Annotated in this window: 15 protein-coding genes; 12 read left to right on the forward strand and 3 right to left on the reverse strand. The window is 57.5% G+C overall.

The genetic code is table 11. From position 1 onward, the window contains the following. Window positions 1–4 precede the first annotated feature (4 nt). The gene (locus SYC_RS08925; protein WP_011243987.1) at window positions 5–655 is read left to right on the forward strand and encodes a MotA/TolQ/ExbB proton channel family protein; all 651 of its coding nucleotides are present in this window, start codon (window positions 5–7) and stop codon (window positions 653–655) included. A 33-nt stretch (window positions 656–688) separates the two neighbouring features. Further along, complete coding sequence (locus SYC_RS08930; protein WP_011243988.1) at window positions 689–1135, forward strand: ExbD/TolR family protein; 447 nt, start codon at window positions 689–691, stop codon at window positions 1133–1135. On the opposite strand, the gene SYC_RS08935 is transcribed toward SYC_RS08930, so the two are convergent. Further along, window positions 1119–1961: a sulfurtransferase gene (locus tag SYC_RS08935; RefSeq protein ID WP_011243989.1), complete on the reverse strand. Its 843-nt coding sequence runs from the start codon at window positions 1959–1961 to the stop codon at window positions 1119–1121. The genes SYC_RS08930 and SYC_RS08935 overlap by 17 nt on opposite strands. Before the next feature lie 78 nt (window positions 1962–2039). Between SYC_RS08935 and petM the strand changes: the two genes are divergently transcribed. The 6 genes from petM to SYC_RS08965 all read left to right on the forward strand — a co-directional run bounded on the left by petM (window position 2040) and on the right by SYC_RS08965 (window position 7953). Beyond that, window positions 2040–2153 carry a cytochrome b6-f complex subunit PetM gene (gene petM / locus SYC_RS08940; protein ID WP_011243990.1) on the forward strand — a complete coding sequence of 38 codons (114 nt, stop codon included), beginning with the start codon at window positions 2040–2042 and terminating at the stop codon, window positions 2151–2153. A 118-nt stretch (window positions 2154–2271) separates the two neighbouring features. Next, on the forward strand, window positions 2272–3234 hold the full coding sequence (locus tag SYC_RS08945) for an NmrA family NAD(P)-binding protein (protein WP_011243991.1): 963 nt from the start codon (window positions 2272–2274) through the stop codon (window positions 3232–3234). A gap of 71 nt (window positions 3235–3305) precedes the next feature. Next, on the forward strand, window positions 3306–4109 hold the full coding sequence (locus tag SYC_RS08950) for a DUF975 family protein (RefSeq protein ID WP_011378456.1): 804 nt from the start codon (window positions 3306–3308) through the stop codon (window positions 4107–4109). A gap of 48 nt (window positions 4110–4157) precedes the next feature. Next, complete coding sequence (gene mnmG / locus SYC_RS08955; protein ID WP_011243993.1) at window positions 4158–6065, forward strand: tRNA uridine-5-carboxymethylaminomethyl(34) synthesis enzyme MnmG; 1908 nt, start codon at window positions 4158–4160, stop codon at window positions 6063–6065. Window positions 6066–6088: 23 nt separating this feature from the next. Beyond that, window positions 6089–6955, forward strand: a complete 867-nt coding sequence (locus SYC_RS08960; protein ID WP_011243994.1) for a hypothetical protein — start codon at window positions 6089–6091, stop codon at window positions 6953–6955. 80 nt (window positions 6956–7035) lie between these two features. Next, window positions 7036–7953 (forward strand): FTR1 family iron permease, encoded by a 918-nt coding sequence (locus tag SYC_RS08965; protein ID WP_011243995.1) that lies wholly within the window; start codon window positions 7036–7038, stop codon window positions 7951–7953. Window positions 7954–7983: 30 nt separating this feature from the next. Here SYC_RS08965 and cysE read toward each other — a convergent pair whose 3' ends face one another. Beyond that, window positions 7984–8718 carry a serine O-acetyltransferase gene (cysE, locus tag SYC_RS08970; RefSeq protein WP_011243996.1) on the reverse strand — a complete coding sequence of 245 codons (735 nt, stop codon included), beginning with the start codon at window positions 8716–8718 and terminating at the stop codon, window positions 7984–7986. Window positions 8719–8778: 60 nt separating this feature from the next. After that, window positions 8779–9303 (reverse strand): hypothetical protein, encoded by a 525-nt coding sequence (locus tag SYC_RS08975; RefSeq protein ID WP_011243997.1) that lies wholly within the window; start codon window positions 9301–9303, stop codon window positions 8779–8781. 112 nt (window positions 9304–9415) lie between these two features. Here SYC_RS08975 and SYC_RS08980 point away from each other — a divergent pair, with 112 nt between their 5' ends. From SYC_RS08980 to lysS, 4 genes are all read left to right on the forward strand, one after another. Further along, complete coding sequence (locus tag SYC_RS08980) at window positions 9416–10300, forward strand: LysR family transcriptional regulator (protein WP_011243998.1); 885 nt, start codon at window positions 9416–9418, stop codon at window positions 10298–10300. A gap of 53 nt (window positions 10301–10353) precedes the next feature. Next, the gene (locus tag SYC_RS08985; protein ID WP_011243999.1) at window positions 10354–11619 is read left to right on the forward strand and encodes an ABC transporter substrate-binding protein; all 1266 of its coding nucleotides are present in this window, start codon (window positions 10354–10356) and stop codon (window positions 11617–11619) included. A gap of 106 nt (window positions 11620–11725) precedes the next feature. Then, complete coding sequence (gene rpaB / locus SYC_RS08990) at window positions 11726–12493, forward strand: response regulator transcription factor RpaB (RefSeq protein WP_011244000.1); 768 nt, start codon at window positions 11726–11728, stop codon at window positions 12491–12493. Window positions 12494–12562: 69 nt separating this feature from the next. Then, entirely contained in the window at window positions 12563–14077 is a 1515-nt protein-coding gene (lysS, locus tag SYC_RS08995; RefSeq protein ID WP_011244001.1) for a lysine--tRNA ligase, read from the forward strand. Window positions 14078–14241: the final 164 nt, after the last annotated feature.

Raw genomic sequence — 14241 nt, forward strand, 5'->3', positions numbered from 1 at the left:
GCTCGTGAATATTCTGACGCTGTTCCAAAAAGGCGGCCTTGCGATGCTGCCGCTGACTGGCCTGTCGATCTTGGCATTGGGTACCATCTTTGAGCGGGCTTGGTTCTGGTACGCCCTCCTCAAGCAAGAGAGCCAGATCGTCCATCGGGTCTTGGATGCTGCTGACCAAGATTGGGACTTAGCGGCAGAAGTTGCCAGTCGGGCTAAGAATTCACCGATCGGGCGTTTCCTCGCGGCTCCGTTGCAGTTACAGCAGCCCGATCCAGAGCTCTTCCGGCTTGCCCTAGAGGCCTCCGCTGAAGAAGAACTTGCCAACATGCGGCGTGGCGACAAGCTGCTAGAGGCAGTGATCGCAATTTCGCCGCTCTTGGGACTGTTGGGAACCGTCTTGGGTCTGATTCAAACCCTCGGCAACCTGCGGATTGGTGATTTGGGCAGTTCCTCGACTGCTGGCGTGAGCGCTGGGATCGGAGAAGCCTTGATCACTACAGCCACTGGCTTGATCGTGGCGATCGTCGCTTTGGCCGCCTATCGAGTCTTCCAAGGACTCATTGTTCAGCAAATGAAAGTCTTCCGGCGGGCGGGCAATCAACTCGAACTGATGTATCGCCAAGCTTGGGCACGGCGTGGCCTCCCCAGCCAGCCGCTCCGCTAGTCAGTGACCGGTCATTCTTCACGAGTCAGACGGATGAAAATTCCTGCCGAAAATGCCGAGTCAGAAGCTCGGATTGAGATGTTGCCACTGATCGACGTGGTCTTCTGCATCCTGATCTTCTTCATCTTGGCGACCCTACAACTGACCCGACAATCTGCTCTCGACATCACCCTGCCCCAGTCCAGCACCAGTCGACTGCAGGAACGACAGACCCTCCTGATCAGCTTGGATGCCGCTGGGCAACCCTACGTCGATTCCCAGCCTGTGACGCCGGAGCAACTGCGGCTGGTGCTTGTTGGCTTCAACCGCACCAATCCCAATGGTTCGATGCTGCTTTACGCCGATGGCAGTGCTGCCTATCGTGACATCGTGACTGTCTTGGATGCGATGCGGGCTGTCGGAGGCGATCGCGTTGCCCTTGCAACGGAACCGGCCGATTTGCAGCGATCGCCCCAACTGGTTCCTACTCCTCTCCCGTAGCGATCGCATTCTCGGGATCACTGCACCAGTCACTCCAGCTACCGGCATAGAGTTGAGCAGGCGATCGCCCGGCCAGTTCCCAAGAGAGCAGGTTGACGCAGGCGGTGACGCCGGAGCCACAGTAGATGATCGGTTGCACAGCAGTGGAGAGATGCTGCCAGCGCTGCTGTTGCTCACTGGGCAATCGCCAGTAACCCTTCTCATCCAGCGCCTCTTTCCAAACGGCGAGCTGCGCCCCGGGAATGTGACCCGCCACGGGATCAATCGGCTCCCGGTCACCTCGGTAGCGGTCGGCTTCGCGAGAATCAATCAGAACCTGTCCCCTCGCTTGAGCGACTTTTAGACCTACCGCATCAACGACCCAGCCAGTCTGAGGATGCGGCTGGAATTTTGCTGGGGCGATCGCTGGAATATCGGTTACTAGTTCACCCCCGATCGCTTGCCAAGCCGCCAATCCGCCATCTAAAACCGCGACACGCTCATGACCGAGGTAGCGCAGTAGCCACCAAAGCCGGCTGGCAAAGGCTGAGAAGCTGGCATCGTAGGCGACAACTAAGGTTGCTGGATCCGAGCTGATGCCGATCGCCCCTAAGCGTGCTGCCAAAGCCTCAATGTCTGGCAGAGGATGACGACCGCCGCGATCGCCCTTGGGAGCGGAGAGATCTTGCTCCAAATCTAGATAGACTGCGCCGGGTAGATGACCTTGCTGGTACTGGTCACGACCCTGCTGAGGCTGCATCAGGTCGAAGCGGCAGTCGACAAGACAGAGATCGTTATCGTGGAGATGCGCTTGCAGCCATTCAGCGGAGACCAAGGGCGAAGACATGGGCGGTGAGGGCAGAAATCTGGCATAGAATACCCAGAGATTGATTGCGCAGCGTCACTAAAAGGAGCAGGGGTCCACATGGCCGGAGAAATCTTTGGAACCGCGTTTCTCTTCATCGTGTTGGTGCCCGTAGGCTTGGCACTGGGAGCCTTCCTGCTGAAAGTGCAAGGCGTTCAAAAAGCCGAAAAATAAGTCCCAGCGCTCCTAAGCTGAGGCCGGCCCCTCCTAATCAGAGGGGCTTTCTGCTGTGTGGGTGCGATCGCAATTCTGATAACATCTTAAGAACTGTTAACAATCTTGCCCTGATCCCATGGATGTCCTCGTTGTTGGTGCTACGGGTACTCTCGGTCGGCAGATTGCCCGCCGAGCCCTCGACGAAGGCCACCGGGTTCGTTGCCTCGTCCGCAGCCCTAAGCGCGGCAACTTTCTGCGGGAATGGGGCTGTGATCTGGTGCGGGGCGATCTGACCCAGCCAGAAAGTCTTACTTTTGCCCTAGAGGGGATAGAGGCCGTCATCGATGCGGCCACCACGCGATCTACAGATTCCCTCAGCTGCTATGACGTCGATTGGCAGGGCAAAGTCAACCTGATCAAGGCGGCTACAGAAGCCGGTGTGCAGCGGTTTGTCTTCTGCTCGATCATTGACGCTGAGAAGCACCGCGATGTGCCGCTAATGGACATCAAGTACTGCACTGAGGAATTCCTGAGGCAGTCGGGGCTTAATTACACAATCCTGCGGCTGGCGGGCTTTATGCAGGGTTTGATTGCCGAGTTTGCGATCCCCGTGCTGGAAGGTCGCACCGCCCTTATCACCCAAGATTCCGACCCGATCGCCTACCTCAGTACTCTTGATATCGCCCGCTTTGCCGTTGCTGCATTGACCACGCCCGCCACTGAGAAGCAAACCCTGCCGGTTGTGGGTCCTAAAGCTTGGAGCGGACTTGAAATTTTCCGACTCTGCGAACGGCTGAGCGGCAAGGAAACGAAGATTGCCCGTCTGCCCTTGGCAACGGTGAGTGCAATGAAGCGCTTCTTCCGCTTCTTCCAGTGGGGCTGGAATATCGCCGATCGCTTGGCCTTTAGTGAAGTGATGGCTTGCGGCCGCCCCTTCACGGCAGACATGGCAGCCACATACACCGCTTTCGGCATTGATCCTGCTGAGATCACAGGCTTGGAGAGCTACCTGAACGACTACTTCTCGGTGATGCTGCGCCGCTTGAAAGAGCTGGAGTTCGACCAGAAAAAAGACAAGAAAAAGAAAGTGCCGTTCTAAATCGATCGCGGCGATCGCCAAATCAACACTCCTGGGGCACCCTGTAAAAATCTTCCTCAGAGAAAAAGGTGATGGTTTCCCCTCAGCCGATTGGCCGCGATCGCCCTTTTGAAATTGGTCTCTACTTAGAACGCGGCTGGCAACTGTTTCGCCAAAACTGGCAGCTCTACGTTCCCTTTGGCCTAATTCTGTTTGCCTTTGGCTTCATCTTGGGCATGGCCTCAAGCCTGCTTCAGATTGCCGTGTGTCTGTCGCTAGCGGTCTCGATTGACGAGTGCCCAGAGTGGGTGCCTCAACTGGTTGATCTGCCCTTCAATCTGATCTCTTGGCTGGTGGGAACGCCCTTAGGGGCAGGACCTGTAGTTGCTGCCCTCCTGCAGCTTCAGCACCAAACCCCAGAGTTCAGTGATTTCTTCAAGGGCTTTCGGCGCTTTTGGCCCTTGGTCCTGACCAGCTTTTTGATCGGCTTCATTATCTTTATCGTCGTCTTCGTGATCGCGCTCGTGTTCGGTGCAGTCGCCTTTTTGCTCAATCAAGCTGGAACGCCAGTGGAAGGATTGGTGGGCATTGCGATCGTGGGTGTTTTGCTGGCGATCGCAGCTGCAACCTACATCGGTGTGGGCTATTTGTTCGTGACCCCGATCGTCCTCGATCGCCGGATTGGGGTTTGGCAAGCACTGGAACTGAGTCGACAGGTGGTTGCCCCTCGCTGGTGGTCAGCTTTCGGCTTCCTGATTTTGCTCGGTCTAATCAATGGCTTAGGCTTTCTTGCCTGCTGTGTTGGTTTGCTGGTCACCATTCCTGTGACGCTCTGTGCGATCGCGGTCGCCTATTCTGATCAGATTGGCCTCGAAACGGCTGAGACTGCGGTCTAGTTCCAGCAGCCTTCTTAGAATGAGAAAGCTGACTTCTGTTGCGATCGCGTGCCCCACACTGAAGAATTCGACGTCATTGTCATTGGCGCGGGCCATGCCGGTTGTGAGGCAGCCTTGGCAGCCGCTCGACTGGGCTGTCAAACCCTATTGCTGACTCTCAACCTCGATCGCATTGGCTGGCAACCCTGTAATCCGGCAGTGGGTGGGCCAGCCAAATCTCAACTCGCCCACGAAGTCGATGCCTTGGGCGGCGAAATCGGCAAAATGGCCGATCGCACCTATCTGCAAAAGCGGGTGCTGAATGCTTCGCGAGGTCCTGCTGTTTGGGCATTACGGGCGCAGACCGACAAGCGTGAATATGCGGCTGTCATCAAGCAAGTGCTGGAGCAGCAACCAAACTTACGCCTGCGGGAAGGCATGGTTACCGATCTGCTGATTGGGCCAAATGACGAAGTTCAAGGCGTGACAACCTACTTCGGCTCCAGCTTCCGTGCCAAAGCAGTGATTTTGACCACAGGCACGTTCCTCGGGGGCTGCATCTGGGTGGGCAATAAGTCGATGCCTGCCGGTCGTGCCGGAGAATTTGCTGCTGTTGGCCTGACGGAAACCCTGCAACGACTGGGCTTTGAAACCGATCGCCTCAAAACGGGAACCCCGGCCCGCGTCGATAAGCGATCGGTGGACTACAGCCGCTTGGAACCCCAGCCCGGCGATCCAGAGGTGCGTTGGTTCAGCTTTGATCCCGAAGCGTGGGTGGAACGCGAACAACTACCCTGCTATCTGACGCGCACGACGGCCGAAACGCACAAACTAATCCGCGACAACCTGTACCTGACGCCGGTTTATGGCGGCTACATCGACGCCAAAGGGCCGCGCTACTGCCCCAGCATTGAGGACAAAATTGTTCGCTTTGCCGATAAGGAATCCCATCAAATTTTCATTGAGCCGGAAGGTCGCGACATTCCCGAGCTCTACATCCAAGGCTTCTCGACGGGACTGCCAGAGGATTTGCAGCTAGCGTTGCTGCAGACGCTGCCCGGTCTAGAAGACTGCGTGATGCTGCGTCCTGCTTATGCGGTTGAATATGACTATTTGCCCGCCACGCAATGCTTGCCGACGTTGATGACGCGGCGCGTTGAAGGACTGTTCAGCGCGGGGCAACTCAACGGCACCACCGGCTACGAAGAGGCTGCCGCCCAAGGCATCGTTGCGGGGATTAATGCCGCTCGCTTTGTCCAAGGTCAGGATGCGATCGTCTTCCCTCGCGAAGGCAGCTACATTGGCACCCTGATCGATGACCTCTGCACCAAGGATCTGCGCGAACCCTATCGGGTGCTGACCAGTCGCAGCGAATATCGCCTCCTCTTGCGAGCCGATAATGCCGATCAGCGCATGACACCGTTGGGTCGTGAAATTGGCCTGATTGACGATCGCCGCTGGGCATTGTTTGAGCAAAAGCAAGCTCGGATTGCTGCCGAGCAAACGCGCCTCACGCAACAGCGGGTTAAGGAACACGATCCAGTCGGACAGGCGATCGCGCAGCAAACCCAAGCCCCAATCAAAGGCTCAGCTACCTTAGCTGACCTGTTGCGGCGTCCGAATTTCCACTACATCGATTTGGAGGCGCATGGACTCGGAGATCCGAGTTTGGCGATCGCGGAAAAAGAAGGGGCTGAAATCGCGATCAAATACGCGGGCTATCTGCAACGCCAACAGGCGCAAGTCGATCAGGTGGTGCGCCAGAGCCAACGGCCACTGCCAGTCGATTTGGACTACAGCGCCATCACCTCCATGCGTTTGGAAGCACGAGAAAAACTGGCGCGCTTCCGGCCGCTGACCTTGGGGCAAGCCAGTCGAATTGGTGGCGTCAACCCAGCCGATATCAATGCGCTCTTGATTTGGCTCGAAGTTCAAGAGCGTCAGCGCAGCCAAGTTGAGACAGCCTTGGTACGATAAGGCCGACTTGATTGCAGAGTGCCATGACTGCTGGGCAGCCAACAGAACCAACAGAGGCCAAAACGGTCACTGCCGTACCGGTGCTGCCGACTGATCTCGAGGCGACGGTTGACCAGACGATCGATGCAGTTTTTGATCGGCTGGGTCTCAACAGTGAACAGCGCAGTCTTTGGCTGGCATCTCGGGCTACCAGTCCAACCTTGGTCGTCTACGCGCCCCCGCCGGCGCCCCCTGCACCTGTCATCGCCACAGTGGAAACGGATCCCAATCGCGATCGCTGGCGGCTGGTTTTTGCGGCGATCGCTCTCGTGCTGGCAGCTGGCTTGGGATTTTGGAATCTGCGGCAATGGCAACAACAGACGGCCCTCGCCAGCTCAGCTGAAAACCAGGAATTTGCCAGCTACCTCAGTCGCAGTTTGGATTTACTGGAAGCGGATCCGACTGCTGAAACTGCGATCGCTTCCAATCCCACTGCCGTGATGCCGCCCTTGGCTGGGTTAATTCCGCCGCCCCCACCTAACGGCAACACTGGCACCCTGCCGCCTCCGGCCCCGATCACGGTTGCGCCAACTTCAGTTGGGACGCTCCCGCCGCCTCCCCCACTGTTGCCTGCTCCACCCGTCAGTAGTGGGGGGAGCACGGTCAGTCAGCCGCCTGCCCCGCCGGTCACTGCGGCCCCAACTCCGGTGGCCGCCAGCCGTACCCTCAATGGCGTGATTGATCTAGGCGATCGCTCGACTGCCCTGTTCACAATCAATGGTGCTAGTCAACAGGTCGGCGTTGGTCAAAGCCTTGGGGATGGTTACGTCGTCAAGCAAATCACCAGCCAGAGCGTGACGCTGGGACGCGGTGGTAGTCAGCAGACCATCCCGATCGGCGGGTCGTTCTAGGGCAGCATTTTGCGAACACCTCGGGCGATCGCGCAGGAGTGCTACCCTGCGATCGCTGTCTGTGCTGCCCCCTGCAAGTCATGAATTGGACGACTGCGCTGCCAAGCTTCTTGATTACCCTGCGCGAGGGATTTGAAGCCGCACTCGTGGTGGGCATTGTCCTCGCTTGCTTGGCCAAAGCCGATCGCCCTGACCTAAAGCGCTGGGTTTACCTCGGACTTTTGGCCGGACTCCTGGCCAGTCTGTTACTGGGGCTGCTCCTTGGTAATGCCCTCGGAACGCTGAGCGCCGCGCAGTTTTACTATGCTCCTGCCCTACGCCTACTCCTAGAAGCCCTGCTCTGTGCGATCGCTGTCGGGTTACTCAGCTGGATGCTGATCTGGATGACCCAGCAATCGCGATCGCTGAAATCGGAGGTGGAGCAAGGAATTCAGCAAGCAATTCGAGCAGGGAGCGATCGCGCCGTCTTTGGCATTGTTTTTGCGGCGGTCTTGCGCGAAGGCTTTGAAACCGTGATCTTCCTGCTAACCCAAGGGCAACGTGGTTGGTTGCCGAGTCTAGGGGCAATCGCGGGTCTAAGTGGCGCTGGCCTGTTGGGTTGGGCAATCTTTCGAGGCAGCATCCGGCTCAATCTGCGGCGTTTTTTCCAAGTTATGGGCGTCCTCCTGCTGGTGATTACGGGTGGACTGCTACTGACCGCGCTACGGAAGCTCGACGGCGGACTCGGCCTGCTCAATCAACTCAGCCAAGGCCGTTGGGGACTCTGCCAGAGTGCAGCATCTTGTGTGCTAGGGCCACAACTCTGGGATCTGCAAGCCGTCCTACCCGATCGCCAATTCCCAGGACTGTTCCTCAAATTAATTGCAGGCTACAGCGATCGCCTCTTCCTCATTCCTGCTATTGCCTACATCATCTTCTGGATTGGAGTGGGTGGCCTTTACTTCCGCAGCCTGCGATCGCCCCAACCCACCAAAACACCTGCTCCGCAGGAGTCCTGATAATCCTGACTAGGTCGAAGTGACTGGGGATTAGATGCCCGCGCCGTCTAAAAATTCTTCAATCGTGCGATCGCGTAGTTGACAGCGATCGCCCACGGGAGCCAAGGTGACATCGATGGCTTCTTCGGCAGGTGGAAGATTGAGCCCTTCCAGTTGATCCTCAAGCGCTTCGATGCGATCGAGCAGCATCCGAATCACCCGCGCTTCCGAGTCGGGCATCTGGCTGTGATCCAGTGGATCGACGCGCACGCCAGAACGATAGATGACGCGGCCGGGAATACCAACCACCGTGCAGTCTGAGGGCACATCTCGCAGCACCACCGAACCAGCACCAATGCGGACATTCTCGCCGATCTGGATATTGCCGAGTACCTTCGCTCCAGCGCCAACCACGACGTTGTTAGCTAGCGTTGGGTGGCGTTTTCCGCTTTGCTTACCCGTACCGCCGAGGGTTACACCCTGATAAATCAGGCAGTAGTCGCCAACGATCGCCGTTTCACCAATCACCACGCCCATGCCGTGGTCGATGAAAATGCCTTGACCGAGGCGAGCCCCGGGGTGAATTTCCACTCCCGTCAGTAGACGGCTGAGATGCGACAACAGGCGCGGAATCACTGGCAAGCGCTGCTGATAGAGCCAATGAGCAACCCGATGGCAAACTAGCGCCTGAAATCCGGGGTAGCACAGCAGGACTTCCAGCCCGTTGCGGGCAGCGGGGTCCCGTTCAAAGATGATGCGGAAATCGGCAGCCAGCGTTTTAAACACGGGTGGCAGCAGGGTAAACAGTTCCCTCTATGCTGACATAGGCTGTTCTGGACGGTTGGATTAAGCAGCAAAGTACTGGGTATGACTGTGCAGCTCGGTTACTTCTGCGCGAGGTGCGATCGCGGGGGCCGTTTCTTCGGGCTGCTGAACTTGGGCGAGCAAGCGCTGCAAGCGAGGAATAGTGCCGCTGTTGTAGACACGGAACTCGCTAGCGATATTGCCTCGCTCTGTGCGAACGCCTTGGTTCAAAACCAGTGAGCCATCGGGGTCGGAAACAGAGCGATGGAAGGTTCCTGGCGGTAGGCGCAGGATCTCTTTGCCGGCTTCGAGGCGTACAACGTGAAACGGCTGTTCCCAAGCAAAGTTGACGAGGAAAAAGGTGCGGCCGCCGGTCAGGGCCAAGAGATTGTCCTCTTGGTTGGGATGTAGATAAAACTGCCAGTTGCCATCCTCGTCATTATTCGGGCTGACGGCAGGCCCTTCATGGAAGACTAAGTCACGAATATTCGAGGTTGCGATCGTGACATCAAAGAAGCGCACACTCGGCGTATTGCGGAATTTTTCGTAGCCAATTAGCTCATACATGACAGTAATCTCGAAGCCCCTGAGTGGATAAACAGCACCTTAGAAGGGGCAACAAGGGGAATCAAAACGGCTTCAACAGGCTATCCATTCGCAAACTGCATAGATTCTCACTATGAACATTACGCAATTGCAGATTTTGGCGGCCGTCGTTGAAACGGGTAATTTTTCGGCGGCAGCGCTGCAGCTCGATCTCTCTCAATCGGCTGTCAGCCGAGCGATCGCGGCGCTGGAGGATGAGCTGGGTGTGGTGTTGCTATCGCGTGGGCGGTTTGGGGCTAGGCCGACTCGGGTCGGTGAGCGGGTTCTGCAACTAGCGCAGCGAATGTTGCAGCTACACGACAGCATTGTGCACGAGGTCAATCTTGAAAAAGGGCTGCAAGGTGGCCATTTGCGGATTGCTTCCTTCCGTAGTGCTGCCACCCATGTGCTGCCACCGCGCTTGGCGCTGTTTCGACAGCGTTGTCCCGGCGTCAGTGTCAGCATCATTGAAACTGATCCGCAGGGGGTTGAGCAGGCATTGCGGGAGGGCAAGGTCGATATTGGCCTGCTGCCGCTACCGCGATCGGAGGAGTTTGATACTTGGGAAATCACGCGCGATGAATACGTGGTGCTCCTGCCCAGCACTGCGCATCCCTTGGGGCAGCCACTCACTTGGGCGCAGCTCTCGCGCTATGAGTTCATCCTCTACAACTATGCAGAATGCACCACGGCCGTTCGCCAGCATTGGGCGACGGCTCGCCAGGAGCTCAAGGTGGCTTACGAAATCAAGGAGGATTCCACGATCGTCAGCATGGTTGCCCAAGGGTTAGGAGCAGCGATCTTGCCCCGTTTGGCTGCCGTGCCGATTCCTCCAGAAGTCGCTGCCCACTCCCTACCCATTCCGTTGGAGCGAGTGATCGGGGCGGCGATTTTAGCGAGTGCCCTGCAGGTGCCGTCCGTTTTTGCCTTTCTGGATGTCCTGCGCCAAACTGCGCCAGAGGTTCGCGCCACAGGCTAGCCTGAGAAGTCGAATCGCGATCGCTCATCTGCTGGGCTCAAGGACTGTTCTGCATGATTCGCTCTTGGCGTCGCTGCTGCCTTGCATTGGTCTTGGTTGGGATGCTGTTCGGCTGTGCTCGCCAGAGCCAGAGCGATGGGGAAATTGTTTTCTGGACGATGCAGCTGCAGCCCAAGTTCATTCCCTACTTCACAGCACTCATCGATCGCTTTGAGCAAGAGAATCCCGGCACCAAAGTGCGCTGGGTTGATATTCCTTGGTCAGCGATGGAGAGCAAAATTCTGACGGCAGTCTCGGCGGGCACGGCGCCAGATGTGGTCAACCTCAATCCAGTTTTTGCCTCGCAGTTAGCGTCGCGGGGCGCTCTCCTCGATCTCAGTCGGGCAGTGACACCAGAGCAGCGCGATCGCTATCTGCCCAACATCTGGCAGGCCAGTAGTTTGCAGGGTCAGGCGTTTGGGCTGCCGTGGTACCTGACGACGCGGATTACGATCTTCAACCGTAATTTGATGCAGCAGGCCGGCCTACAGAAGCCACCAGCGACCTATGCGGAACTAGCGAGCGCTGCGAAACAAATCCGCGATCGCACCGGCAAGTATGCTTTTTTCGTCACCTTTGTGCCCGAGGATTCCGGCGAAGTGCTGGAGTCGATGGTGCAGATGGGCGTGAAGTTGGTCGATGACCAAGGCAAAGCGGCTTTCAATACTCCTGAAGGGATCGCGGCCTTCCGCTATTGGGTCGATCTCTACCAACAGGGCTTGCTACCCCAGGAAAGCCTGACCCAAGGCCACCGCCGTGCCGTCGAACTCTACCAATCCGGTGAGATTGCGCTGCTGCAAACGGGCCCCGAGTTTTTGAATGCGATCGCCACCAATGCCCCCGCGATCGCAGCCGTTTCAGCTCCTGCTCCCCAACTGACTGGTGAGACGGGCAAGCGCAACGTCGCCGTGATGAATGTTGTGGTGCCGCAAGATGCCAGCGATCGCGAGATTGGCCTCAAGTTCGCGCTCTACGTCACTGACAGCGCCAATCAATTGGCTTTTGCGAAAGAAGCGAACGTCCTCCCTTCGACCACCGCTTCGCTACGGGACTACCGCCAACAACTGCGCGATCGCGCCGATATCAGTTCCACCTTGGCCCAGGCCCGCTCGATCAGCGCCGCCCAAATGGATCAAGCTCAGGTTCTAGTTCCTGCCGCCGCCGAGATGAAAGAGCTGCAACGGCTGATTTATGAGAATCTCCAAGCTGCGATGCTACAGCGCAAAACTGTGGAACAAGCCGTCGCCGATGCTGCTGCTGCCTGGAATCAAAGCCGCTAGTCTGCTGCTTCTACCTTGCTGACGGGGCTTGGATTGCAAGCGATCGCCGCAGAGCTTGTTACAGTTGATCACATAAATAAACTTTTTGTCATAAACCGGCATTGCCATGCGATCGCTTAAAGCTGTCGAAGCTCCGAGCCTCAAGGAAAAAATTTTAGTCGTAGACGACGAAGCTGCGGTCCGTCGCATTTTGACTATGCGCCTCTCGATGGCTGGCTATCAGGTGGTGGTCGCCAGCGATGGCCATGAAGCCTTGGCGATGTTTGAGCAAGAAGCGCCCGATTTGATCGTGTTGGATGTGATGCTACCCAAACTCGATGGCTACGGCGTTTGCCGTGAGTTGCGGAAGCTCTCCGATGTACCAATCATCATGCTCTCTGCCCTGGGGGATATCGCCGATCGCATTACAGGGCTCGACTTGGGTGCTGACGACTATCTGCCCAAGCCCTTCTCTCCCAAGGAACTGGAAGCGCGGATCGCCACAATTCTGCGCCGGCTGGATGACTCTCCCAATGCGCTATCCGCCCCTTCCTCCCCAGGGGTGTTGCGCATCAGTGATGTAGAAATCGATACCAACCGCCGCCAAGTCTTTCAGCGGGGCGAGCGGGTTCCCCTGACTTACACCGAATTCAGCCTGCTGGAACTATTGTTCCGGCAGCCCGGTCGGGTCGTACCGCGCGCCGAAATCTTGGAAGAACTCTGGGGCTATCCGCCGCGGCGCAATGCCGACCTGCGAGTCGTCGATGTCTATGTCGCCCGTCTGCGATCAAAGCTCGAAGCCGACCCCCGCAATCCTGAGCTGATCATCACAGTCCGCGGAACAGGCTATACCTCCCAGCGCCTCAAAGATTTACCGGAAGCGGCTGGAGCCTAGGGCGATCGCCGGTTAGCAAATCACGGATGATGGAACAGTACTGCTGTCCGATCGCCGGTTTCGTCCTCCATGTCTGATTTGCGCGCCACCCGCCTCGAAAAAGCCCTGCAATTGCGAGAGCTGGGATTTGAGCCCTACGCCTACCGTTGGGACTGTAGCCATAGTGCCGCGCAGCTCCAAGCGCTCTATGCTGACTTGCCAGCCGGGGAGGAAGTGGCGGTTGAGGTCGCGATCGCGGGCCGAATTATGGCGCGGCGCGTCTTCGGGAAGCTGGCCTTCTTCACGCTGCAGGATGAAAGCGGCCAAATTCAGCTCTACCTCGAGAAGCAGCGGCTCAGTGAATCGATGGCCGCGATCGATGCCGAAGCTTTCAGTCACCTCAAAGCCCTGACAGATGTGGGCGACATTCTTGGTGTCAAAGGTAGTGTGCGCCGCACGGAGAAAGGCGAACTCTCGATCGCAGTGGATCAGTACGCCATTCTCACTAAGTCCCTGCAACCCCTGCCGGATAAATGGCATGGACTGACGGATGTGGAGAAGCGCTACCGCCAGCGCTACGTGGACCTGATCGTCAACCCAGAAGTACGGGAGACGTTTCGGCGTCGCGCCAAAATCACCGCTGCCATTCGTCGCCACCTCGAAGATCAGGGCTTCATCGAAATCGAAACGCCAGTGCTGCAAGCGGAGGCAGGCGGTGCAGAAGCTCGGCCTTTCATCACTTACCACAACACCTTAGAACTCGACCTTTATCTGCGAATTGCAACCGAGTTGCACCTCAAGCGCCTAATTGTCGGCGGCTTCGAGAAAGTGTTTGAACTAGGGCGCATTTTCCGCAACGAGGGCATTTCAACCCGCCACAACCCTGAGTTCACCTCGATCGAGGTCTATCAGGCCTATGCCGACTACGAAGACATGATGCGGCTAACGGAAACCTTGATTGCCCAAGTTGCTGAGCAGGTGGTGGGGTCGCTGCAAGTGCCCTACCAAGGTCAGACGATCGATCTGGCGCCACCGTGGAAACGGGCAACGATGGCGGAACTGGTGTTGGCAGCGACGGGGATCGACTTCGAGTCCCTGAAAGACCTAGAAGCAGGAATTGCAGCCGTGAAAGCAGCAGGTATTCCGGTGCCTGAGGACTGCCCCAACCTCGGCAAACTGCTCAACCACTGCTTCGAAGAAAAAGTGGAAGCAACGCTGATTCAGCCGACGTTTGTGATCGACTATCCGGTGGAGATTTCGCCGCTGGCGAAGCCGCACCGCAGCAAACCAGGGTTAGTGGAACGCTTTGAGCTATTTATTGTCGGCCGAGAAACTGCTAACAGCTTCTCGGAGTTAACCGATCCGGTGGATCAGCGACAACGGTTGGAAGCGCAAGCGGCAGACAAAGCAGCAGGCAATGTCGAAGCGAACGACGTCGACGAAGACTTCTTGCTGGCGCTGGAGCATGGCATGCCACCGACCGGTGGCCTCGGAATTGGCATCGATCGCCTCGTGATGTTGCTGACCGATAGCCCCAGCATCCGTGACGTGATTGCCTTCCCACTGCTACGCCCCGAAGCGAGCTCGGAAGAGGCCGAAGCCTAAATTTGCCAGTCACAGCCTCGGGGTGCGATCGCGCCCCAAGGTTGAGTCTTAGCGCCGTTAGCCTAGCTGGCAGCGATCGCTTTGACTGGCTGGTTGCTGGGACCCCAAATGGGATCCTGTCGGAGGACTGGCCAGAGCTGCCTGCGATCGCAAATAAGGAGTGT

Source organism: Synechococcus elongatus PCC 6301 (assembly GCF_000010065.1).
Classification (GTDB): domain Bacteria; phylum Cyanobacteriota; class Cyanobacteriia; order Synechococcales; family Synechococcaceae; genus Synechococcus; species Synechococcus elongatus.

What these genes read in the sequence shown, in the direction of transcription:
- SYC_RS08935 (WP_011243989.1), bottom strand. Translation starts at nt 1,961, where the DNA reads ATGTCTTCGCCCTTGGTCTCCGCTGAATGGCTGCAAGCGCATCTCCAC.
- SYC_RS08965 (WP_011243995.1), top strand. Translation starts at nt 7,036, where the DNA reads ATGAATTGGACGACTGCGCTGCCAAGCTTCTTGATTACCCTGCGCGAG.
- lysS (WP_011244001.1), top strand. Translation starts at nt 12,563, where the DNA reads ATGTCTGATTTGCGCGCCACCCGCCTCGAAAAAGCCCTGCAATTGCGA.
- SYC_RS08975 (WP_011243997.1), bottom strand. Translation starts at nt 9,303, where the DNA reads ATGTATGAGCTAATTGGCTACGAAAAATTCCGCAATACGCCGAGTGTG.
- SYC_RS08930 (WP_011243988.1), top strand. Translation starts at nt 689, where the DNA reads ATGAAAATTCCTGCCGAAAATGCCGAGTCAGAAGCTCGGATTGAGATG.
- SYC_RS08945 (WP_011243991.1), top strand. Translation starts at nt 2,272, where the DNA reads ATGGATGTCCTCGTTGTTGGTGCTACGGGTACTCTCGGTCGGCAGATT.
- SYC_RS08980 (WP_011243998.1), top strand. Translation starts at nt 9,416, where the DNA reads ATGAACATTACGCAATTGCAGATTTTGGCGGCCGTCGTTGAAACGGGT.
- petM (WP_011243990.1), top strand. Translation starts at nt 2,040, where the DNA reads ATGGCCGGAGAAATCTTTGGAACCGCGTTTCTCTTCATCGTGTTGGTG.
- rpaB (WP_011244000.1), top strand. Translation starts at nt 11,726, where the DNA reads ATGCGATCGCTTAAAGCTGTCGAAGCTCCGAGCCTCAAGGAAAAAATT.
- SYC_RS08985 (WP_011243999.1), top strand. Translation starts at nt 10,354, where the DNA reads ATGATTCGCTCTTGGCGTCGCTGCTGCCTTGCATTGGTCTTGGTTGGG.
- SYC_RS08960 (WP_011243994.1), top strand. Translation starts at nt 6,089, where the DNA reads ATGACTGCTGGGCAGCCAACAGAACCAACAGAGGCCAAAACGGTCACT.
- SYC_RS08950 (WP_011378456.1), top strand. Translation starts at nt 3,306, where the DNA reads ATGGTTTCCCCTCAGCCGATTGGCCGCGATCGCCCTTTTGAAATTGGT.